Annotated in this window: 16 protein-coding genes; 8 read left to right on the top strand and 8 right to left on the bottom strand. The window is 71.1% G+C overall.

Annotation, left to right across the window (positions count from 1 at the left end; translation table 11 throughout):
- Window positions 1–91: 91 nt before the first annotated feature.
- The 6 genes from PH190_RS01165 to PH190_RS01140 all read right to left on the bottom strand — a co-directional run bounded on the left by PH190_RS01165 (window position 92) and on the right by PH190_RS01140 (window position 7956).
- Entirely contained in the window at window positions 92–1150 is a 1059-nt protein-coding gene (locus tag PH190_RS01165; protein WP_274229672.1) for a GNAT family N-acetyltransferase, read from the bottom strand.
- Entirely contained in the window at window positions 1147–1755 is a 609-nt protein-coding gene (locus PH190_RS01160; protein ID WP_274229671.1) for a sugar transferase, read from the bottom strand. The genes PH190_RS01165 and PH190_RS01160 overlap by 4 nt, the downstream gene beginning before the upstream one ends.
- 1437 nt (window positions 1756–3192) lie before the next feature.
- Window positions 3193–4686: a lipid II flippase MurJ gene (locus PH190_RS01155; protein WP_274229670.1), complete on the bottom strand. Its 1494-nt coding sequence runs from the start codon at window positions 4684–4686 to the stop codon at window positions 3193–3195.
- Window positions 4687–4793: 107 nt separating this feature from the next.
- Window positions 4794–5678, bottom strand: coding sequence for a GumC domain-containing protein (locus PH190_RS01150; RefSeq protein ID WP_274229669.1), 885 nt, complete (start codon window positions 5676–5678; stop codon window positions 4794–4796).
- Between the two features lie 131 nt (window positions 5679–5809).
- A complete protein-coding gene (locus PH190_RS01145; RefSeq protein ID WP_274229668.1) occupies window positions 5810–6907 on the bottom strand; it encodes a DegT/DnrJ/EryC1/StrS family aminotransferase in 1098 nt (365 codons plus the stop codon).
- Window positions 6904–7956: a Gfo/Idh/MocA family protein gene (locus tag PH190_RS01140; protein WP_274229667.1), complete on the bottom strand. Its 1053-nt coding sequence runs from the start codon at window positions 7954–7956 to the stop codon at window positions 6904–6906. Before PH190_RS01140 ends, PH190_RS01145 begins: the two co-directional genes overlap by 4 nt.
- Window positions 7957–8403: 447 nt before the next feature.
- Between PH190_RS01140 and PH190_RS01135 the strand changes: the two genes are divergently transcribed.
- Together PH190_RS01135 and PH190_RS01130 are read left to right on the top strand one after the other, a co-directional pair.
- Window positions 8404–9654, top strand: a complete 1251-nt coding sequence (locus tag PH190_RS01135; RefSeq protein WP_274229666.1) for a carboxylate--amine ligase — start codon at window positions 8404–8406, stop codon at window positions 9652–9654.
- Window positions 9655–9657: 3 nt separating this feature from the next.
- Window positions 9658–10461 carry a metallophosphoesterase family protein gene (locus tag PH190_RS01130; protein WP_274229665.1) on the top strand — a complete coding sequence of 268 codons (804 nt, stop codon included), beginning with the start codon at window positions 9658–9660 and terminating at the stop codon, window positions 10459–10461.
- Window positions 10462–10471: 10 nt separating this feature from the next.
- On the opposite strand, the gene PH190_RS01125 is transcribed toward PH190_RS01130, so the two are convergent.
- Both PH190_RS01125 and PH190_RS01120 read right to left on the bottom strand, forming a co-directional pair.
- On the bottom strand, window positions 10472–11158 hold the full coding sequence (locus tag PH190_RS01125) for a class I SAM-dependent methyltransferase (RefSeq protein ID WP_274229664.1): 687 nt from the start codon (window positions 11156–11158) through the stop codon (window positions 10472–10474).
- Between the two features lie 215 nt (window positions 11159–11373).
- Window positions 11374–12261 (bottom strand): hypothetical protein, encoded by an 888-nt coding sequence (locus tag PH190_RS01120; protein WP_274229663.1) that lies wholly within the window; start codon window positions 12259–12261, stop codon window positions 11374–11376.
- 134 nt (window positions 12262–12395) lie between these two features.
- Between PH190_RS01120 and PH190_RS01115 the strand changes: the two genes are divergently transcribed.
- The 6 genes from PH190_RS01115 to PH190_RS01090 all read left to right on the top strand — a co-directional run bounded on the left by PH190_RS01115 (window position 12396) and on the right by PH190_RS01090 (window position 22684).
- Complete coding sequence (locus PH190_RS01115; protein ID WP_274229662.1) at window positions 12396–15704, top strand: ATP-binding protein; 3309 nt, start codon at window positions 12396–12398, stop codon at window positions 15702–15704.
- Window positions 15705–16232: 528 nt separating this feature from the next.
- Window positions 16233–17747, top strand: a complete 1515-nt coding sequence (locus tag PH190_RS01110) for a sugar transferase (protein WP_274229661.1) — start codon at window positions 16233–16235, stop codon at window positions 17745–17747.
- A 598-nt stretch (window positions 17748–18345) separates the two neighbouring features.
- Window positions 18346–19812, top strand: a complete 1467-nt coding sequence (locus tag PH190_RS01105; RefSeq protein ID WP_274229660.1) for a sugar transferase — start codon at window positions 18346–18348, stop codon at window positions 19810–19812.
- A 146-nt stretch (window positions 19813–19958) separates the two neighbouring features.
- A complete protein-coding gene (locus PH190_RS01100; RefSeq protein ID WP_274229659.1) occupies window positions 19959–21065 on the top strand; it encodes a glycosyltransferase family 4 protein in 1107 nt (368 codons plus the stop codon).
- Between the two features lie 135 nt (window positions 21066–21200).
- Window positions 21201–21578: a polysaccharide deacetylase family protein gene (locus PH190_RS01095; RefSeq protein ID WP_274229658.1), complete on the top strand. Its 378-nt coding sequence runs from the start codon at window positions 21201–21203 to the stop codon at window positions 21576–21578.
- Window positions 21575–22684 carry a glycosyltransferase gene (locus tag PH190_RS01090; protein ID WP_274229657.1) on the top strand — a complete coding sequence of 370 codons (1110 nt, stop codon included), beginning with the start codon at window positions 21575–21577 and terminating at the stop codon, window positions 22682–22684. The genes PH190_RS01095 and PH190_RS01090 overlap by 4 nt, the downstream gene beginning before the upstream one ends.
- Window positions 22685–23185: the final 501 nt, after the last annotated feature.

Here is a 23185-nt window from a genome sequence, read left to right as displayed (position 1 = left end):
GCTGTCGCGCTGTCGCCGACACCGCGGCACCGCGGAGGCGCGATGCCCACCGCTCGCCGCGTCCTCGGTAGCTGGAGATGCGCGGGTCGTGTCAGCAGAAGTAGCGGTAGAGCAGGTCTCCGGCACGCCTGCTGAGGTCCATCGGCACGTCGTCGCCGGTCAGCAGGTCGGTCAGGCGGCGCAACAAGGTGTCCACCTCACTGGTGGCTGCCCCGCGACCCCCCCGGCTGTGGTAGGTGACGATGCGACGCTGCTGTGAGGCCCACTTGTCTTTGTAGGCCACGAGTCCGGGCTGGTCCAGGTCGCTGAGCCCCCAGTCGATCAGGCCGGCGCCCTCCGACACCGCCTGCTCGATCGCCGCCCAGAACACCGCGTCGTTCGGTCGCGCAGAGAGGTGCTCCGGATCCGAGGCACCGAACTTGTAGTAGAGGACGTCGTTCCAACGCAGCATCAGCGCGCCCGCGATCAGCCGACCCTCGTGACGAGCGAGCAGGGTCGTGATGTCGCCGGACGGAGCGAATCGTGCCCAGACCGCGTCGAAGAACTCCCTGGGCTGTGCCAGGAGCCGGTACTTCTGACGACGGAGCCGGACGTGCAGTGCATGGAACGCCCGGACGCCGTCGAGGGTGGTGTCCGCCTCGACCCGCACCTGACGACGTCGGGCGATGGCGACGTTGCGGCGGGCGTGTCGGTTGACCTGCCCGAACATGTCCTCGGCAGTGCGGTCGATCGAGGTCGCGTGCCATGCCGCCTCGCCGACGGGTTCGAGCCGAGCGTCGCCCGCGACCGGGGATGGTGCCAGGGCCCGGATCGTGGTGGGGAGATCGGTCCCGACCACACCGTCGGACAACGCGTGCCACAGGTCCGGGTCTCCCGCGATCGGGTCCGATCGATCGCTGAAGGGCAGGCTGGTGATCCTGCGTCCCCGGAGGTCATCGACGACCACCCATGCGAAACCGCCGGGTCGCCCAGCCGTGTCACGGCCGACCCTGGCCTGCGGAGTGAAGCCGTACGTGTCGCACACCGCGCCGATCCACGGGGGCGACGTGAACAGGTTTCCCTCCGCGGACCGGGCCAGCTCGTGCCACGCGCGATCCGTTCTCGGGTCGACGGTCCGTACCCGTGAAGAGGTGATCTGCTCGACACTCATCGAGCCCCGTCCCGGGTCAGCATCGAGGGAACGGTGCGGATGAGGATGCGCACGTCGGTCCGGAGGCCGCGAGCCCGGACATAGACGACGTCGAGCGCCAACATCTCGGCCGTGCCGATCGTGCTCCGGCCGCTGACCTGCCACAGGCCGGTCAGGCCGGGGCGGACCGTGAAGCGGGGGGCACAGGCCGGCGGGAACATCTCCGCCTCCCAGACCAGGCATGGTCGCGGTCCGACCAGCGCCATGTCGCCGCGGAGGACGTTCACCAGCTGTGGGAGCTCGTCGAGACTCGTCCGACGGAGGAGCTCGCCGACACGCGTCACCCGAGGGTCACCACTGATCTTGCACGTGCCGTTGACGAGCGTGTTCTCGCCCGCGAGCTCTCGAGCGACCAGGTCACGTTGAGCCCTGTCGTCGGCCCCCACCCGCATGGTCCGGAACTTGTACATCGTGAAAGGGCGCCGATCCCTCCCCACCCGTCGCTGCCGGAACACGGCCGGGCCCGGGCTGGTCAACCTGATCAGGACGACGATCAGGAGGAGTGGTACCGCCAGGAGGACCAGGGCCGTCGAGGCCAGGAGGACATCGACGGTTCGACCTGCCATCCCCTCCCACCGGGACGGTTCGTGGTTCCCGAGTTCGAGCTGCTTCATCTGCTTCCCCCACGACCAGTGCGCACAACGTGAAGACGAGGTCCCCCATACCGCGCAGCGTGAGGTGCGCGTCGAGGATGGTGAGGACGAGGATCAGGACCCAGGCGATCCAGAGGGCGGACGCGGCGGCACCCCGCGGTCCCGGGTCGTCCTCGGCCACGCGAGCCGAACGGAGAACGGCGATCGTGAGCCAGGCGAACGTCACGAGGAGCGGTAGCCCACCGACCCACAGGAGCTGGAGATAGCCGCTCTCGAGGTAGATGACGTCGCGCCACGTCTCCGGCGGAACCAGGACTGAGCTCGGCTCGACGCCGAAGACGAAGCCGAGTCCGTCGAGCCGCGGCAGGTAGAAGGTGGCCAGGTTGTCGATCCGCACGACCCAGCTGGCCGGCATGGCAGACCCGCCGGCCGGACCGTCGCCGCCGATCTCCTGGAAACGGGCGGCCATCGCGGGCGAACCGACGACGAGGCCGGCCACGCACACGAGAGGGAGAGCCCGGATCAACCAGGCGCGCAACACCGTGGACCTCCACGCGCCCAGGACGAGCCCGAGCGCGACAGCGAGCCAGGTCGAGAACTGGCCCGCGGCCAGGACGCCGAGCACCAGCGGTACGGCGAGCGCGACGGTCTCCCTGCGACGGAACAGCCCGCGGACCGCTCCGAAGAGCAGCACGAGCAGGCCGACCACGACGTAGTCACCGGTGGCGATGGAGGACGCGAGGGTCGCGGTCCCGCGCTCCGCGCCCGTGATGCCGCTCGACCAGTAGGTCGCCAGCACCGAGAGCACCGGGCCGACCTTCAGGGTCTGTCCCAGAGCGATTACACCGAGGGCGGCCGCGCCCCACACCACCACGCGGAGGCACCGCATGACCTGGTCGGGGGTGGTGACCGCGAGTCGGACGAGGACGAAGAGGGCGACCAGTTTGGCCACCGGCAGTACGGCGGAGACATCCCCACCCCCGGGAAGGGTGCCGCGCAGGGCCATCCATGCCAGGGGCCAGATCGTGGAGGCGAGGAGAAAGCCGTACAACGGGGCGTGCAACGGATGAGAAGACCAGCGAGGGCGTTCACCGGTCAGCAACCGTAGGTAGCCGCCCAGGCCCGTCCCGAGCAGGACGAGGACCAGGATGCCTTCGTTCCCCCGGACGAGCGGGAGGAGATAGCCGCGGTCGATGCCGGCGAGGAAGGGCAGGGTCGCGAGGTAGAGGTAGACCCCCCACACAGGCCGCCACGCCGTCAGCGCGATCACCCCGAGAGCGATCGTCCCCCCGATCACGATCATGGCCCGGAAGACGCTCCCGACCGCCAGCGCGCCGGCCGCGAAGGTGATGGCACACCCCAGGACCGACACGCCGAGCCAGATCCGCCCCTCCCTCTTCGAGCCCCTCGTCATCGCGTCCACCGCACCCGCGCGCGACCGGCGAGGAGAAAGGTGCCCCCGTACGCGACGAGGACGAGCGCACCGAACCCCGCGAGCAGCAACGCTGTGAAGATCCGCCCCGGGGCGACGGTCTCGATGACGGCGGTACCCAGCAGGCCGATCGGGAGCGCCGGCGTCACCGCGAGCGCGGCGGCGGCGAGGCGGCGGCGATCGAGGATCGTCTCGGGTCGTACGGCCCGGCCCAGGCGTCGGACGAGCATCGCGGCGCCGGTCAGGTCCCGAGCCAGCAGCGCGAGGCACAGTACGGCCATACGGCTCTCCGGTGAGGGCATCGCGATCGCGATCAGCCCCGTCACGGCGGTCGCTACGAGTGCGGCGGCGCTGGCCCGGCGTGGACCGTCGAGGTCGCTGCGGGCGAACAGCGCCTGGCGGGCCACCTCGTGCAGACCACCGACGAGCTGGGCCACCCCGACGATCGCCACACACAGCGCCAGGACACCGACGAGGTCGGTGCCCCGTAGCTCCCCCTGTGCCAGCAGGAAGGCCACGGGATCGCCGAGTCCGACGAGGAGCGACAGGGCAGCGAAGCCGGCCACCAGACCGTAGACGATGGCCTGACGTGTGGACGCCGCGAACGCCGCCCGGTCGAGCCGGCGCGCTGCGTCCGACAGTCCCGGCAGTACGGCGATCGAGACCGCTCGGGCGCCTACGGACACCGGGAAGTTGTAGACATAGATCGCCATCTGGAGGACCAGCACGCCGCCTGGGACGGTGACCGCCAGGGCGAGCAGGCCGAGGACGCCGATGGCCGGGAAGGCAGCGACGCGCACGGACCGCACCAGGTAGCGGACCAGCGCGCGCGCCTCCGGATCGTGGGTCCACTGCAGCGACGGCAGCGTCAGGAGCCCGACCCGGGCTGCCCCGACCACCTGTACCGCGGCGTGGAGAGCCACCGACAACGTGCTACCCACCCCGAGCAGCACCACCATGCCGACCGGGACGGCATCGACCTCGAGGCCTCGCCCGTAGACCACGGCTGCGGTCACGAGGGTCGCGGTGAGACCGACGTTCTCGACGGTCGGTGCCAGGGTCGAGAGTGCGAACCTGCTCCGCGCCTGCTGAGCGGCCGCTCCGAGGAAGGCGATCGTGTAGAGCACGATCTGCGGCGCGACGAACAGGACGAGCAACATCGTCAGGTGGGCAGCGCGCTCGCGCACGGCGCCCTCGGGAACACCCCGGGTGAGCAGGTCCGCGATCCACGGTGAGAGCGCGACGAGCAACGCGGCAGCGATGCCCGAGGCCATCAGGAGGAAGCCGCTCAGGGCCCGCACCAGTTCTCGCGCGCGCTCGGGCCCGACGCTCTCGAAGGCGCGCACGACGGCGGGGACCACCACCAGCGCGAGGACGGGGCCGGCGAGGACCTCGTAGACGATGTTCGGGATGACGTTGGTGGCCTGGAAGAAGTTGGCGAAGAACGTCGGCCCCAGCACCGCGCCCGCCACGACGATGCGCACCAGCCCCGAGCCGGTCCTGACGGTCGTGCTCAGGCCGACGACGACCGAGTTGCGGAGGGCTCCGGACGGTCGCCCGGTCGCGGCGACGATGTCGGTCACGGGTCGACGCCGCGAGCGCGCCGCCTCGTCGTCGTGATGAGGAGCAGGGCGGCGACTCCCACCAGTGCCACGAGCCCCCCGGCGACGGCTCCCACCGACGAGCTGGGCCCGATGGCGTCCCCCTGGACGTAGGGCGGGACGACGACCTGGGGCCGAGGCGTGGTGAGCTGCTGGATGGCGATGCTGTCGAGCTGAGTGGTCAGCCCCCGCTCGCGCTCGGCCAGGCTGGGGACCTCGCTCGCGAGTGGCGAGGTCGGGCTCGCCCCCCTGGCCACCGCCAGCCGGTCCCGTACACCGGCCAGCTCGGCCTCGAGGTAGTCCCGGACCGGATTCGCGGGCTGGACGTCCGCGACAGCGGTGTAGCTCGCCACGATCTGCTGGGTCAACGACAGGGCCCGGTCCGGCGACCGGTCGCGGACCTCCACCTCGAGGACCTCGCTACCGGGAACGACCTGAGCCGTCACGTCGTCCGAGAGCTCGTCCACCTCCAGCCCGTTGCGCGCGGCGACCGGCGCGAGGACGGTCCGGCTGGTCATCAGCACGACCTGGGTGGTGAGGGTGCGGTCCTCGCGGAGGAACTCGGTCGGCTGCTCCCGGGTGATGGCGAAGAGGAGGTCCGCCCGGGCTGCGTACTGCTTCGGCCACAGCAGGGCGCCGCAGTACCCGAGGAGCCCGCCGACGACGACGGCGACGACCGCGGCGGCGATGAGGCGTCGGTGCGGCCACGCAGCGATCGTGTCGAACCAGTGCCCGCGGGGTCGTTCCCTGCCCTCGTCGTCCGGCCGCTCCGCGTCGAGGGACGGGTCCGGCCGCGGCGTGGACGGTGGCGCCGAACGCGCCTCCTGCTCGGTGGTCGGCTCGGCCTCCACCGAGCTCGACATCGCGGTCGTCGGACTCGCCCCGGCCGGTGCGCGGGCGGATGCGGCCGCGTGCGGCGGCGAGGTGGTGGGCTCGGACCGGGTCGAGATCGCGGCGGTGGGACCCGCGACTCCGTTGCTCGACTTCTTCCGGTTCATCGCTGCGCTCTCTTCACGACGTCGCACACCAGGTCGACGTCGTCATCGGTCAACGTGGGCGACATCGGCAGAGAAAGGATCTCCGACGCTGCGCGCTCGACGACCGGTACGTCGGCCTCGGGGTCGGCGAACGGCGGCTGGCGGTGGCATGGAACGGGGTAGTGGACGCCCCAACCGATCTCGGCGCGGTCGAGCTCCCGGACGACCCGATCGCGGTCGGGCACGCGGACCACCGCGAGGTGGTGCACATGGTGAGCGCGAGGGTCGACGTCGACGGGGACGGCGGTCGACGGCAAGCCGGCGCGGTAGCGGTGCATCGCCGCCGCGCGGCGTTCGTTGTCCCGGTCCAGCCGGACGAGCTTGGCGGACAGCAAGCCCGCCTGCAGCGAGTCGAGCCGGCTGTTGCGGCCCGCCTCGGTGTGGACGTGGCGGTCGGTCGCCGACCGGCCGTGATTGGCGAGCCGGCGAATCCGGTCGGCGAGCCCGGGGTCCCTCGTGACCACCGCGCCGCCGTCGCCCAGCGCGCCGAGGTTCTTCCCGGGGTAAAAGCTGAAGGCCGCGGCCGTGCCCGATCCCGGCTTGGCTCCGGCAAAGCGCGCGCCGTGGGCCTGCGCGGCGTCCTCGACGAGAGCGAGCCCGTGGTGGTCGGCCAGGGCCAGCAGCCGCGACATGTCGGCCATCTGCCCGTAGAGGTGGACGGCCAGCACCGCGGCCGTGCGAGGACCGATCGCCGCGAGGACGGCGTCGGGGTCGATGAGCAGCGTGGTCGGCAGCACGTCGACGAAACGCGGCCGCGCGCCCCGGGCGCGGACCGCCTCGACGCTGGCGATGAAGGTGTTCGCCGGGACGATGACCTCGTCGCCGGCGCCGATGTCGAGCCCGGCAAGGATCAGCTCGAGCGCGTCCGTGCCGTTCCCGACGCCGACGCATCGTGCGACGTCGCAGTACTGGGCGAACTCGGTCTCGAACCGCGTCACTTCGGGGCCGCCGACGAAGATCCCGTGCTCCAGCACCGACTTCCAGGTGAGGTCGAGCTCACGACGCAGGAGGTCCGTGACCGCGGGTAGGTCGAGGAAGGGGACCGAACCGGTCACTGCGCAACCTGCTCGGGGACGAGGCGGAGCGGAGACGCCACCGAGACCCGACCGGTGACGGAATGAGCACTGTCGACCGCCTTGAGGACCCGGACGACCTCGAGGCCCCGTTCGCCCGGACTCTCCGGGCGCGCGACGCCACGAATGCAATCGAGGAAGTGCGAGTCCTGCACCTTGAGGGGTTCTTCGAAGGCGAGGTACGGGGACACGATGTCCCCCGTGCGGTACGACACCGGCATCGAGGGAGACGAGGTGTAGTCATCCATCAACGCGATGTCGACACCGATGTCGTAGACGCGGATCCGCTCGTTGTCCGAGAGGTCGTCGTAGACCGCCATCTTCTGGTCGCCGACGACGGTCACTCGCCGCACCTTGCAGGGATCCAGCCAGCTCACGTGGACGATGGCGTGGGTGTCGGCCTCGCTGAAGTCGAGTCGGACGTAGGCGACGTCGGCATGACGTGGACCCACGTTCCGGTCGGCCCACGCCGAGACGGAGGTCGGCATCTCGTCGAGCAGGTACGAGATGATGGAGATGTCGTGCGGGGCAAGGTCCCACACGACGTCGCAGTCCTTCTGGTAGCGGCCGAGCCCGAGACGGGAACTGTGGATGTAGAGAATCCTCCCGAGATCTCCGGAGCGAACGATCTCTCGAAGCTTGCGTACCGCGGCGTTGTACTCGAACGTGTGCCCGACCATCAGCAGGGCGTTGTTCTCCCGAGCGATCCCGATCAAGGATTCGGCATCGGCGACCGACGTCGTCAGCGGCTTCTCGACGAGCGTGTGCATCCCGGCCGCGAGGGCTTGCGACGCCAGCGTGGCGTGGCTGCCCGGGGGCGTGGCCACCACCACGCCGTCGAGGTCGTCGAGCGCGGCGTCGAGACGTGACACCAGCCGCGCTGCCGGGAACTGCTTCTCGGCCTCGGCCAGGCACGTCTCGTCGGCATCGATGACCGTCAGCGCGACTCCGGGAAGCGAGCTGAGCACTCGTGCGTGCTTGGCACCCCAGTAGCCGTAACCCACGACAGCGATCTTCTTCTGATCAAACACGGTTCCCCCCTCGCCTGAGCACGCCGAGGAATCGCGCGCGGGCTGCAGCCGGCGACTCCGGCAGTCACATCACGCGACGACGTCATAGCTTGAACACGCTTTCGGGTGACGTCAAGTGCCGTTCGTGACCACACGTCCGAACCCGGATGACAGTTCGCCGGAAACCATTGCTCCGAAAGAGTTGATACTCGCACCCAGTTGCCATTCCGGATTGACCCGAGATGCCGACAGTGTCGGCACACCGTCATGGACCGAGTGCGACCCGTGACAACGGCTACCAGAGGTGACCATTGATGTCTGCGGGCAGTGTGCGTGACGAGATCATGGCGCACCAACAGAGTTCTTGCGTCTTCCGGGCGATGGCCTACGCTTGCGGACCGTCACCAAGGACGCCACCACCGGGTGCACATTCCAGGACCAACCAGGGCGAGTCGAGGGGGAGCGGTCGTGGCCGTCGATCGATCGTCCGGGACCCTCGCGTTGATCATGGGACAACCCGGGACCGAACTGGTCCGTCCATTGGCGTCCGCCGGCATCCCGTGCGGTGTGGTCGGTAGGCGCACGGACGCCACCGGCTTCTCGCGCTGGGCGCGGCGGGTCTTCGAGTGGGACTGGACGCGACCGATGGACGAGCACGACGGTGCGCTGGCCGAGCGCTTCGTGCGCTGGGGTCTCGAGCAGCCCGAACGCCCGGTGTTGATCTATTGTTCGGAAGAGCCGCTGCTCTTCGTCTCCCGCTACCGTGAGCAACTGTCGAGCGCATTCGAGTTCGTGGTCCCGCGCCCGGAACTGGTCGAGGCCCTCGTCGACAAGTCCCGATTCGTGACGCTGGCAGACCGGTACGAGCTGCCGGTCCCGAAGAGTCGCGTCCTCGACCCCGAGGAGGATCTCGCACTCGAGGACCTCGACGCTCTCGAGTTCCCCGTCGTGGTGAAACCCCGCAAGCGTGACCTGGCGTGGGTGGCGGTGGACCCGACCAACTCGAAGGCGTTCCACGTGGAGTCGGCGCACCAACTGCTGTCGCTGTGGCCTCGTCTGCGCAGGCTCGGGGCCTCGAGCATCGCCCAGCAGTACATCGGGGGCGCTGAGAGCAGGCTCGAGAGCTACCACGTCTATGTCGACGAGACCGGTCACGTGGCGGGCGAGTTCACCGGTCGGAAACTGCGCACGACGCCCCGCCCGTTCGGGCACACCTCCGCACTGCAGATCACCGACGAACCGGACGTCGCCCACGCTGGCCTCGACGTCGTCCGGCGCCTCGACCTGCGTGGCGTCGCCAAGCTCGATTTCAAGCGAGCACCCGACGGGCGTCTGTTCCTCCTCGAGATCAACGCCCGGTTCAACCTGTGGCACCACGCCGGGGCCTGCGCGGGCGTGAACCTCCCCGCTCTCGTGTACGCGGACCTGACCGGCCAGGAGCGTCCACCGGTCGCCGCGCACCCGAGCCCCGCGACCTGGTGGCACCCCAAGGACCTCGTCGCCTTTCGGCGGGAGGGGGTGCCGCCGGGGGACTGGCTTCGATGGGCCTACCGGAGCGAGGCCACGGCGTTCTGGTCACGACGCGATCCGCTCCCCCTCTTCGTCGTCGCGTTGACCTGGATGCGGGACGCTTCCCGCCGACGGACAGGCCTCGTCCGGACGCACCCCCGGACCCGAACGAAGACACCGGTCGGGGCTTCGCCCGCGACCGAGGGCTGACTCGTGCGCTACGGGATCCTCTCCGACATCCACGCCAACCGCTTCGCTCTGCGTTCGGCGATCGATGCCCTTCGCGCCGAGGGCGTCGATCAATGGCTGTGCGTGGGCGACATCGTCGGCTGGGGCCCGCACCCGAATGAGTGCGTCGAGATCGTCGCTGAGCTCGAGGCAGTCACGGTGACGGGAAACCACGAGCTGATGGCTCTCGACGTGCTCACCGAGGAGCGGTGCGGCCGCATGGCCCGCGAGAGCACGCGGTGGACCCGTGCGGAAATCCGGGCCGACGCCCGCACCCACCTCGGGCGGCTACCCGTCGAGGTGACCCTGGGCGATCTGTTCATGACCCACGCGTCCCTCGAGGGACCTCTGCCTTATGTACGGAGCGCGGGCCAAGCGAAGGAGCAGCTGCGGCGGGTAGCCGACGAGAAGCCGGGGACCGAGGTGCTCGTGCTGGGGCACACCCATCAGCAGATGGTGTGTAGTGCGACAGGAGAGCTTTCGTCCTTGGCGGCCGGGCGGACCCTGCGGCTCCCGGATGGGGGTCCCGTCCTCCTGAACCCGGGCGCGGTGGGGCAGTCGCGGGACCGGGAGTCGACGCCGAGGGCCCGGTGCATGCTCTACGACTCGGATCGCCGCGAGGTCCTTCCTCTGGCGCTGCCGTACGATCACGCCGCCTGCCGGACGGCCCTCCGGGAGCGGGGCCTGCGGTCCGATGCGGTCCACCAACGGGCGGGTGTGATCCCGATGATCAGACGCCGCTCCCGATCGGCGTGGCGCGATCTGCGGCGGGCAGCCTCGAATCCCTGAGCGCTCGTCGTCATCCGCGGCGACGGGCGACCACCAGGACCCAAGGACTCCAGGACACGAGGCGTGGCAGCCGCAGCACGTCCTCAAGCTTGGTCGCCCACGGGATCGCGGGGGAATCGCTGCTGCGACGGAACGGAAACCACGCCATACCCCGCTCGCTGACGATGTCGAAGTCGTGATCGACGAGGCGCTGCCGCCAGGACGCGTAGTCGTCGGTGTAATAGGGGTGCGGCCGTCCGTGCCGGTACCGCTCCAGCAGGTTCGCCGCCCAGCCACGGACCGACCGGCAGTTCCACACGACGGTGACGCACGAGCCTCCTGGTGCGAGGACGCGAGCGACCTCCGGTGCGAACCAGGCCGTCGACACGACCGCGATCACCTCGATACAGATGACGAGTCCGACGGCGCGGTCCCCGATCGGGAGCTCCTCGCGATCCGGGGACACCTTGAGGCAACGAACATCGGGAAGCCGGGCGGCGCAGAGGGCGACCGCGTCCTCGTCGACATCCGTACACGTCACCGACCACCCGAGGTCGCGGAGGAGACGAGCCCAGCGTCCGCCCTCAGCCCCGATGTCGAGGGCATCACCCGGAGGGCCGGCCAGGCGGCTCGCGGTGACGATGGCGTCCTTCTCCCGCGCGGACAGGTACCGACCCCAGCGGGTCTCGGCGATCTGTTCCCACTTCGTCTGTCGCACACGCTCTCCCCGCGCCGCAGACAGGCGGCCTCGTGCCCCGTTCGCGGCGAAGCGTAGGCGGTGCCGCGCACGTTGTGGCTCCGCCGACAGAGGGTCGTGCGACGCGCAAGTGGCCCAGATCGTCCGCGGCGGCCGAGACAGGCCCGACGTGATCCTGCGCCCCTCAGGTCCGGCGGGGAGTCACGGGGGCGAGTCGCCGCGCCACCGACCCGGGGTCACGCCTCCCTCTCCACCCGCCGGATCGTCTCCCGCCCGAAGGCCTGCCACAGCATCCGCGGCGTCACGAGCGCGTGGGGGACGGGGTCGGTGCGCGCCAGCCCCGGGTGCCCGGGCGGCACGACCCCCAGCGCCTCCGGCAGCGCCGCCGGGCCCTCGACGTCGTCGAGCACGAACAATCCGGCCTGCGCGCTCGAGCTGATCGCTCGGCGCAGGAACGGCCAGTCCCGGCGGACGAGGAGCGCCAGGAGGTCCGTCCACGCCGACCAGCGCGACCGGTCGACGTCGTCGATCTCGTCGTCGAGCAGCCCGAGCAGGCGCACGAACCACTCCGGCTCGTCGGCGTCGTCGTCCAGACCGGCGGCGGCCGGCGGCACCATCTCCGCGCGCGTGAACCGGCGGCCGTAGGCGGAGGCGACGAGCTCGGCGCAGTAGTAGGTGGGCGCGTGGTGGGTGGCGGTCCAGGTCTCGCCGACCCGGCAGGCCGCCGCGAACAGCTCGTCGGCGAGGGCGGGGTCGCTGTCGAGCAGGTCGATCGACCGCAGCCCGGCGGCCACGGCGATCAGCTTGACGTAGGAGAACCGGCCCTCGCGCCCGGGCTCCGGGTGGAATCGCGCGAGGTAGCGCAGCGCATCAGAGCGGTGCCTGTCCGGCATGGGGATGCAGTAGAGCTCGCGGTGTTTGTCCCAGAACAGGTCGAACGGGTCCCAGCGGACGCCGCCGAGGTCGAGGCCCGCGTCGGGGAGGTCCTTGGCGAGCGCGCTGGCCAGGTGCGTCGCCGGCCCGTCCCCGCCCCCCGGGAGCACCGCGATCCCTGAGTGCGAGAAGCACGTGCCGTCGAGGTCCTGCATCAACCGGCCCAGCGGCTCGCCCGGGATCTGTGTCACCAACAGTAAATCGCCCTGCCGCACCTGACTTGGTTGGATCGTCCGAAAGGCCGTAACCTCCTGTACTCCAGTGACAGTCTGTGACTCCAGGGGGTTCGTTGTCATCCTCGTCGCCCCCGGACATCCGGATCCGTGTGCTCGGTGAGGTCGCAGTCGAGGGTGCGTCCGGCGCCGTCGCGCACCCCGGCCGGCGGCTGCGCACCCTCCTCGCGCTGCTCGCCGCGGCCTGCCGGGGCACCGTCGCGGTGCCGACGCTCATCGACGAGATCTGGGGCGAGGACCTCCCCGAGCGTCCCGACGCCGCGCTGCAGGTGCTGGTCAGCCGCCTGCGACGGGAGGCGCCGGACGAGGGCACCCGACTGCCGATCCCACCCATCGGCGAGACCTACCGCCTCGACCTCCCCCGCGACGCCGTCGACCTGCACCGCTTCCACGACGCCGCCGCGGCCGCCCTGGCCCCCGACGCCGCCCGCGCGACGGTCCTCGACGCCGGCCACCGGGCCCTGACGACCTGGCGCGGCGAGCCCTTCGCCGGCACCCCGGTCGGGCTGCGCCTCGACGCCGAGCGCACCCGCGCCCTCGACCGCCGGCTGCGCCTCCTCGAGCGCATGGGCGCCACGCTGCTCGACCTCGACCGGCCCGACGAGGCCGTCGACCTCGTGCTCGGCGACCTCTCCGCCGACCGCTCCCGCGAGCGCCTCGCCGTCGTCGCCGCCTCCGGGCTGCACCGCCAGGGGCACACCACCGAGGCCCTCGAGGTCCTCGCCGCCACGCGCCGGACCCTGCGCGACGAGTACGACGTCGCCCCCGGCCCGGAGATCGAGGACCTCGCTCGCCGGCTCCAGGCCCCGACGCGGCAGCACCGGCCCCGACCGACGCTCCTCGGCCGCGAGGACGAGCTCGGCGTCGTGCGCACCCTGCTCGAGACGCCCGGCAGCGGTGCGGTCCTGCTCGTCACCGGCGAGGCCGGCATCGGCAAGACCGCCCTCATGACCGCCGCCCGCGCTGAAGCTCGAAGCAACGGAGTCGTCGTCGGCGGCGGGACCTGCGACGCCGACGCGCCGCCGTGGTCGGCGTGGGCCGAGGCGCTCGCCGACCTCGGCGCCGAGCCCGTCCACCCCGGGGAGCCCGCGCCCGGCCGTGCCCTGCGCGACCGCCTCACCGCCCGGCGCTCCCCGGTGCTCGTCACGATCGACGACGCGCACCTCGCCGACTCGGTCACCCTCGCCGCGCTCCGCGGGCTCGCCCGCGCCGGGCTGCCCGCCGGCGTCCTGGTGCTCGTCGCCGCCCGCGAGCCCGACGCCCAGGTCCACCCCGCCTGGGGCGCGACCCACGCCGAGCTCGCACTCCTCGAGAACGTCCGCGACCTGCGCCTGCCCGAGCTCGCCCGCGCCACCGTGCGGGGACTCGTCGTCCGGGACCTGTCCGGGCTCGCGCCCGACGGCGCGGAGCGGGTCGCGACGGCGCTGTGGGAGCGCACGCGCGGGCACGCCCTGCACGTCGCGGCGCTGATCGAGACGCTCTCCGGTCTCGACGAGCCCGACGGGGAGAAGGCGTGCGACGAGCTCTTCACCGTCATCCCCGGGCGCCTGCGCCCGCTGCTCGAGCACCAGCTCGCCGGTCTCGCGCCCACCGCGCGGGACGCCCTGGAGGCGCTGGCGGTGCTCGCCCCGCTCTCGCTCGCCGAGCTCGGGACGGTCGTCGGCGGCACCCCGCGGACGCTGTCGACGCTGCTCCGGGCGGCCGTCGACCGGGGCCTGCTCGCCGCCACCGCGGACGGCTTCGCCTTCCGGCACGCGCTGACCCGCGACGCCGTGCTCGACGCCGTCCCCCCGGCGATCGCGCAGGCGCTGCACCACGCCCGGTACGAGGTGCTGGTCGCGGCCGGCGGTGCTGACGGGGCCGAGCCGTTCACCCTGCTGCGCCACGCGGCGGGCGCCGGGCCGCTGGTCGAGGCGCGGGACCTGGGCGACGCCCGGCTCGCGGCGGGCATCGCGGCGTACGGCCAGGGCGCGCTCGACGAAGCCCTCGCGCAGCTCGACGCGGTGCTGGAGACCTCGCGGCCGAGCACCCTGGCGCTCCACCGGGGCCTCGTCCTCGAGGCCCTCGGGCGGCACGAGGAGGCCGACGAGGTGCTCGACGAGGTCGTCGAGCAGGCCGCCTCGCTCGCTGCGGTCGACCAGAGCCAACCCGCGGCGGATCGACGCGAGATCGACGACCGCGTGATCGACGACGCGGTCGTCGCCGCCGTGGGGCACGACGCCATGGGCATCAGCGTGGCCGGACGCCCCCGACGCGCCCGGCGCCTCCGGCGTACCCGCGGGCTGCCGCTGTCGAACCGCCAGCGCGCCGAGGTCCTGCGCAGCCTCATCCTCGAGGAGGAACAGCTCCACGGCGACGTCGGCGACCCCACCGCCCTGCCCGAGCTGCTCGCCCTCGCCACCACCGGCTTCGACGACCGGCGCCTGCTCGCGGGTGTCCGCGTCCTCGAGGCCAACCACCTCGTCGACGCGCCCGTGCCCGCCACCCAGCGGCTCGCGGTCTGCGAGCAGGCCTGCCGCCTGGCCGCCGAAGCCGGTGACGACGCCGTGTGGTTCGAGGCGCAGGAGCTGCGCATCGCCGCCCTGCTCGCCACCGCGCGCCAGGACGAGGCCCTCGCCGCGCGCCGCGACCTCGAGCCGCTCGCCGTCGACCGCCACCGTCCCCGGACGATGTGGATGGTCTCCCTCCTCGACGCCGGCCTCACCCTCGCGCGCGGGGACACCATCGAGGCCGACGAGGCCGCGCTCGCGGCCATGACGCGCGGGCAGGAGCTCGGGCTCCCCGACGCCGTCGGCGCCTACGGGGTGCACCTGCTCGTGCGGCACCTGCTCGGCGGCACCCTGCCCTCGCTCAAGGGCCTGCCCGCCGGCGCGGCCACGATGTACCCGCTGGTCGCCGCCTGGTCCGCGGCCGCCGCCGTCGACGCCGCGGTGGGGGAGGACCTCACCGGCGCCGCCAATCACCTCGCCGACTGGCACCGCAAACGGGAGGGACGGGCCGGCGCGCTCTTCGACCGTCCCGGCCTCTGCCTCGCCGCCTGCGCGGCCTTCGCGCTCGGTGACGTGGTCACGGCCGAGGTCGTGCGCCGCGACCTGCCGCCCGACCCCGGCGCGGTGGTGGTGGTCGGCATCGGCTCGGCCACCTTCGGGCCGATCACGCTCTACCAGGGCCTCGCCGCCGCCGTGCTCGGCGAACGCGCAGAGGCCCGCAGGCTCCTCGCCCAGGCCGCATCGCTCGCCGATGGCCTCGGCTGGGCGCCCTGGGCCGACACCGCCCGCACCTTCGCCCGCGTCGTCCGCAGCCAGGCCGGGGGAGGAGCCGGGCGTCCGACAGCAGACCCCAAGGTCCCCCCGACCCTGCCGCCGGACGCCCGTCCGCTCGGGCTGCTCCCGCCGTCCTGACGTACCCCCCTCGCCAGGACGACGGGCGCGATCGCCCGTGGCTGCGGACCCCGCGCCCCGGGCGGCGTCGTCGCGCGAGATCGACACCGATCCGCTCCCTCCGCCGCCCGGCCCCGAGGTCCGTGACGCAGAGCAAAACCCGTCCCGCTTTCACGGACCTTTCGGGCTCGCTCGTTCGTGTCGCGGACAATTAGCCCATCTGGCCCCTGTGTAGTGGCACGTTGTGGCGTCTCGGACTCCCTCCGCCTCCCGTTGCGGGCCGGCTCGCCACGGATCGTCCGGTCTCACAGCGTTACCTGACCGAGGTGCGACCTACGCCACACAAACCTGAATGGGTGAGAAAGCGTCACGATAACCAGCGTGTCGCCGCGACACGCCGACACTCTGATTCACCGCTCGTGTAACGGCTGGGCTGGGGTCACGCGATAGTGGGACAGGCGCAGGGACGGAGCTCAGGCGACGAGCTGCCCGGCGTAGCAGTCAGTCGGATGGCTCTTGCGCCGTCCACGGACAACGGGGGACTTCGAAGTGAGCAGCGGCGTCGACGTAACTCAGTCGATCGAGTTGGAGCTCGGTCGGTTCGCCTCTGGTACGGAGCGTGACCAGCGGGAGGTCACACGAAAGCGTCCGCTCACTCTGGTCCCCGAGCAGCGCTCGGAACTGGAGATCCGCTCGAATCCCCTCCCCGTCGCCCGTCCTCTCGCTGGCATCAGGTCAGCGCGTGGCATCGCCGCATGGATGGTGGTGCCGCCAGTCGACGCCGTGATGCTGCTGCTGCCCCTGCTCTGGGCGCCGCTTAATACCAAGGCGATCCTGCTGATGGCCGCGGTCGCGATGGTCGTCCTCAACGGTGCCGGCCGCTTCCGCGCCCGGCTGCACCTCAGCGTGCTCGACGAGCTGCCCGCCCTCGTCGGGCGCCTGCTGACCGCGGCCGCGATCGTCGGCACGCTCTTCGCCCTGTGGAACACTCAACAGGAGGTCGCGCCGTTCCTGGCGATGATGCTGGGCACCGTCGGGCTCGTCATCGCCGGCCGCATGATGACGACGCAGATCATCCTCGCCGCGCGCAAGCGGCGGGTCGTCGCTCACCCCACGATCATCATCGGCGGCGGCGCCCGAGCCGCTGAGATGGCGACGCTGCTGCAGCGCTACCCGCAGTACGGTCTCGCGCCCGTCGGTTTCGTCGACGACGGTCTGGTCTGCCCCGCGAAGTCGGTGCTCCCGCGCCTTGGTCGTGTCGACGACCTGGACCTCGCCGTGGCCGCATCCGGCGCCGATGTGATTCTCATGGCTGACGGTGACGTCTCCGAGGCTGAGCTGCTCGACGTCGTGCGCCGCCCTGACTGCCTCGACTGCGACTTGCTGGTCATACCGCGGCTGCCGCAGTTCCATACCCAAGCCGGCATGGTCGACCACATCGGCTCCGTACCCGTGATGCGCATCCGCACCCCGCGCCTCGAGGGGCCTTCCTGGGCCGTGAAGCGCGCTTTCGACGTCGTGGTCAGCGGCGCCCTGCTCCTCCTGCTAGCGCCGGTGATGGTGGCTTGCGCGGTCGCTGTGTGCTGGGAGGGTGGCTCCGGGGTGATCTTCCGTCAGGAGCGGGTCGGCCGTGACGGCCGGCTCTTCTCCTGCCTGAAGTTCCGCTCGATGAAGCCCGCCACTTCTGCCGAGTCGGCGACGCAGTGGAACATCGCCACCGACAGCCGCGTCGGGCCGGTCGGCAAGATTCTCCGACGCTCCTCTCTCGACGAGCTCCCTCAGCTGTGGAGCATCCTCAAGGGCGACATGACACTCGTCGGTCCACGCCCCGAGCGGCCCCACTTCGTCAGCAAGTTCTCGGTCGAGATCGACCGCTACGACCACCGTCACCGCGTTCGCGCCGGCCTCACCGGCCTGGCTCAGGTCAGCGGCCTGCGCGGCGACACCCCGATCACCGACCGCGCCCGGTTCGACAACTACTACATCGAGAACTGGTCGCTCTGGCTCGACGCGAAGGTCCTCCTCCGTACCTTCGGTGAGGTCTTCTGCGCCCGAGGCAGGTAGCCGCTCTGTAACGGCAGACGGTCCCGGGGTGAAGTCCGGGCGTAGGTGTAACCGACCGGTGCTGCTCGATGAGGTGGCGGCGCGAGCTTCGGTCGGAGAGCTGGTGTTGACTGGGAGGGCGGCTTCCTGCCCGAGCTGGTGCTGGAGCGGGGGCTGGTCACCGACCTGAGCGCGCAACGGTGCCGCTGGTTCGGGTAGTAGCGGCTCCAGCCACTCCCACGCCTCGTCCGAGATCGCCGGTCGACTCGCCCACGACCTCGGTTCTCAGCCCGCTCGACGACCAAGGCACGTCAGACAGCCCTTGGACTTGTGGCCCCGGCGCGTTTAGGCCCGACCGACGCTAGGTGGAGTCCGGCCAGCTGGCACGATGCGCGGCCACGAGGCCCTGCGGGACGGGTGGAAGGTCTAAGCGGGGTCTCTTGTCGGCGGCTGCTGTTGCACCCTGCGCAGCGCTCACACGGAAGGGCCGTGCCGCCCAAACGCCGCATCCTGACCGGGCGCGCGGGCGACGTCGTAGGGCTGGCCGGAACAGTGCAGTAGGTGTTTCATTCCCGGCGCGAGGGGAAACGGTCGATTACGTGGCACAACCGGGGGGGCCGTGTCGGAGGATCACCAGACGAAGCCAGAGTTCGAGCTCGATCCGGCGGACGACGTCCGCCGAGCCAGCGACGACTCGGCAACCGATGCCCCGCTATGGACGGCCGAGAACCGGTGGCGCAATCCCGAAGCCTGGTGGCTACGGGCTGGCGTTGGGCCCTATCTCGTAGTAGGCGACCTCGTGGCGTTCGTTTTAGCGTCCGCGATCACACTCCCAACGTCGCCGACCCACCTGCTCGTCCTCCTGATCACCTTGATCACCTTGTCGATGGCAGGGTTGTACCGCTCGCGGCTCAAACTCTCCCTGCTGGACGATCTTCCATACCTGATCGCGGCGGTGGTGGCAGGGCTTGCGTTGAAAGTTTCGCTCTCCACCTTCGTGCCCGGCATCGATCCGCCGCTGGAGCAGGTGGAGCACGTCACCGTCCTCCTCCTCGTCGTCATCGTCGTGCGTTCGATCGCCTACGCCATCGTTCGCGGCGCCCGGAGGCGCGGCTGGGTCCGGCATCGGACGATGGTGCTCGGCGCTGGTGTGATCGGCACTCGCATCACCCACGCCCTGCTCGATGATCGCCGCTACGGGCTCGAACCGGTCGGCTTCGTCGATGCCGCCTGCGGTCTGGACAAGATGCACCTCAGACCGTTGCCCCTGCTCGGTGACTACGACCGACTGGGCCAGCTGATCCGCGAGCACCTCATCCGAGACGTGATCGTGGCCTTCGGGGGCACACGAGAGAACGCGCTGGTCGACATGCTCCGGACCTGCGACCGCCTCGACGTCGAGGTGTTCGTCGTCCCCCGCCTCTTCGAACTCCACAACACCCACCGCGACACGGACGAGGTCCAGGGGATCCCGCTCGTCCGGCTGCGCCGGGCCACGTTCCGCAGTCCCTGGTGGGCCGTGAAGAGGCTCGTGGACGCCGCCGTCGCAGCCGTCGCCCTCGTCCTGCTCTCGCCCATTCTCGCCATCTGTGCGCTCGCGGTCCGGCTGGAAGGCGGTCCCGGGATCATCTTCCGCCAGCAACGCGTCGGCATCGACAACCGTCCGTTCGAGGTCCTCAAGTTCCGGTCGCTCAAGCCGGTTGACGAGGCTGAGTCTCAGACCAACTGGAACATCAAGCACGACGACCGGCTCGGGCGACTCGGCAGGCTACTTCGGGCGTCGTCCCTCGACGAGCTGCCGCAGCTCTGGAACATCCTCCGGGGCGACATGAGCCTCGTCGGTCCGCGCCCGGAACGCCCCCACTTCGTCGAGAAGTTCTCGTCCTACATCCCCCGCTACGTCACCCGCCACCGCGTGCCCGCAGGGCTTACGGGGTGGGCCCAGGTCCACGGCCTCCGGGGGGACACCTCGATCGAAGAGCGGGCTCGGTACGACAACTACTATATTGAGAATTGGTCTCCCTGGCTCGATCTGAAGATCATTTTGATGACGGTCGGCCAGGTGGTCCGGCGGCAAGGTGGCTGAGCGAGCGGTCGCCTCGAGGACCACCTCTTAGGGTGGAAGAGCGGAACCGACGCGCGTACGCGAACGGGCAATGCACGGGGACTGCGCCTGGGTGCTTCGGCGCGCCCGGAACGACGAGCTGCTGGTCCGGCGGGCAGGATGACCGCGTGAATGCGCGCATTGTGCACGTCTCGCAGCCGACAACCGAGGGAGTGCCGCGGTGCATCGTCGCGCTCGTCCGACACCAGGTGGCGCGCGGATGCCGTGTCGTCGTCGTGTCGCCGACCGACGGGTGGCTCGCCGCCGAGGCGGTGGAGGCCGGTGCCCAGCACGTGCCGTGGTCTGCCGACCGCAACCCGAACCTGGCCGTGCCGGGCGAGGTCAGGCGGCTGCGCCGTGCTCTGCGAGATCTCGACCACGACCTGGTGCACCTGCACAGCTCGAAGGCGGGGCTGGTGGGCCGCCTCGCGGTCCGCGGGGCCGTGCCCACCGTCTTCCAGCCGCACGCCTGGTCCTTCCTGGCCGTGCCCGACGTCCTCAGTCGGGCCACCGTCGCCTGGGAGCGCACCGCGCTGCGATGGACGCACCGCGTCGTGTGCGTCAGCGAGTCGGAGCGCGAGCAGGCCGAAGAGGCCGGCGTGGGCCTCGGTGACCGGGCGCGCGTCGTCCCGAACTCCGTTGACACGGATCGTTTTGCACCCCGAGACCGTTCGGAGGCCCGGCGCCGACTGGGCCTGCCGGCTGACCGGTCGCTGGCGGTCTGCGTGGGTCGGCTCTGCGAGCAGAAAGGCCAGGACGTCCTCCTACGCGCTTGGCGTTCTGTGCGCCGCGAGCTGTCCGGTGCCTCGCTCGCCCTGGTGGGCCAGGGGCCTTGGCGCGATCGGCTGGCTGCCGACGCCGGTGATGGCGTCGACTTCGTGGGCAGCAGCACGGGTCCCGCGGACTGGTACGCCGCGGCGGACGTGGTGGTGGTGCCATCCCGATGGGAGGGGATGGCGCTCGTCCCGCTGGAGGCCAGTGCGGGTGCCCGCAGTGTGGTCATGACCGACGTCGCCGGCGCGCGCGAGACGGTGCCCGAGGGCTGCGGGGTGATCGTGGCGCGCGAGGACCCCGACTCGCTCGCGGCCGCCGTGGTCGCTCGGCTGCGCGACCCGGCGCTGGCCGAACGGGAGGGTGCGGCGGCCCGCGCCCACGTCGTTGCGCATCACGGCCTCGAGACCTGGGGAGGTCACATGTTGGCCGCCTACGACGGGTTGCCGGGCGCCCGGCTCTGACCTGAGCCCAGACGGTGGGTGGACGGCTGGGCCTTGACAAGCTGACGCTCGACTCGCGAGTGGCCAAGGTCTACGTCGCTACTGGACGGAGTGTGAGCAGATGGCAGGAGTTTGGACGCACCTGAGAAAGCCACTATGAGCGCGGAGGAGATGCGGACGGTGGAGCGCGGCGGGACGGCGGTCGGTTCGCAAACCGTGTCGCACACACACCTATCGGCGCTGGACGCCGACCAGATACACCGCGACGTGATCGAGAGCCGGGCGATCCTCGAGGACACGATCCGCTTCCGGGTGACCGATTTCGCTTACCCCTACCGCGAGGTCACGCCTCGGGAGGTCGACCCGGCCCGGGTAGCCGGCGACGTGCACGCGAGCGCGGTCGAGCAACAGCCAGGCAGCAGGGGGACCTTCGCCGTCCAGAGGACGGGCGTTAGCGACGCGGACGGGTCGCTCCGCCCTCTCGCGAAGGGCGCGCGGGTCGAGTACAGGCGCGCTCGGGGGACCACCCGGTGAAGGTCCTCCACGTGATCACAGGCCTTGCGGCCGGGGGCGCCGAGCAGCAACTCCGGTTGCTGTGCGCGCACTCCGGGGTGCAGTGCGAGGTCGCGGTGCTGACCAACCCTGGTCTGGTGGCCGAAGCGATCGCCGCCGGCGGAACGCCCGTCGTCGATATCGGCATGCGCTCGAACCGCGATATCCGCGCGCTCGGCCGCCTGGTGCGGCTCATGCGGTCAGGACGGTACGACTGCGTCCACACCCACCTGTTCCGGGCGGGGCTCTTCGGTCGGCTGGCTGCGCGCATCGCCCGCGTTCCCCGTGTCGTCGCCACGGAGCACTCGCTGGGCGCGAGCCACATTGAGGGACGACCCGTGTCTCGACGCGGGATCCGCACCCTCTACAGGTTCGGCGAAAGCCTCGGTGACCGGACGATTGCAGTGTCGCGCCACACTGCCGACATCATGCTCAGCTGGGGCATCCCGGCCTCGAAGGTGACGGTCGTCCCCAACGGCATCGACTCGGCTGAGCTGCGGTTCTCGGCGCGTCGTCGGGCCGAGGTGCGCGCCGAGCTCGGGATCGGCCCCGCGACCCCGCTCGTCGCGGGGTGCGGGCGCCTCGTATCGGGAAAGCGCTTTGAAGTCCTGCTCGAGGCGGTCGCGAAGTACCGGACCCACGAGGCGCTGTTGATCGGGTCCGGTCCCGCCGAGGGTGAGCTGCGCCGTGCGGCGGGAGAACTCGGGATCGCCGACAGGGTGCACTTCACCGGCGAGGTCTCCGACGTACCAGGCTTGCTGTCGGCGGCGGACGTTCTGGCGTCGCCCAGCGCCGAGGAGACCTACGGGCTGGCCATCATCGAAGCACTTGCCTGCGGCCTCCCGGTCGTCTACGCCGCGTGTCCGGCCCTCGAGGAGAGGGCCGATGCCCTCGGGCCGTGGGCCCGTAGGACCGAACCGACGGCCGAGCGCTTCGCCGAGGCCATCGACGACGTCCTCGCCGTTCGCGGACCCCTCGCCACAGCGTCTTCTCGCACGGCATGGCCGGTCGTTGACGTGTACGACATCCGACGTCTCGTGAGCCAGATCGAGAGCCTCTACTCGCTCACCGGGGAAGCGAACAGGTGAAGATGCCGCACACCGCACGAGGCGGCCCACGGCGGGTAGGCCCCCGCCTGGTCGAGTCGTCGACCTGGTGCGTCGCCAAGGAGCCCTAGTCGGGTGCCGCAGAAGGACTAGTCGCGGCGGCCTAGTTGGTGTTTTCATCGCAATGGGCGACCGACAACCTACGTCGATCGCGTGACTGCTTGGGGGAGCATGCGCGAGCACGGCGAGGCGCAGCCGGGGCTCCAGGTCGAGTCGACCGACGGGACCGACCTCGGAGCTGCCGAGGACCCAGGGGTACGGTCGCTCCCCGCTGCAATGGTCGCTCGGCTGCGCGACCCGGCGCTGGTCGAACGGGAGGGTGCGGCAGCGCGCACCCACGTCCTCGCGCACCACGGGCTCGATGCCTGGGGGGATTACATGCTGGCCGTCTACAACGGGTTGCTGGGCACCTCGGGTCGGCCCCGATGGTGAACGGACGGCCCGCCATGGACATGTGGCGTGCGACGGGCAAGCGGTCCCCGA

Origin of the sequence: Actinomycetospora straminea, assembly GCF_028737255.1 — a bacterium.
Classification (GTDB): domain Bacteria; phylum Actinomycetota; class Actinomycetes; order Mycobacteriales; family Pseudonocardiaceae; genus Actinomycetospora; species Actinomycetospora straminea.
This window is presented reverse-complemented; position numbering and strand designations above follow the sequence as displayed.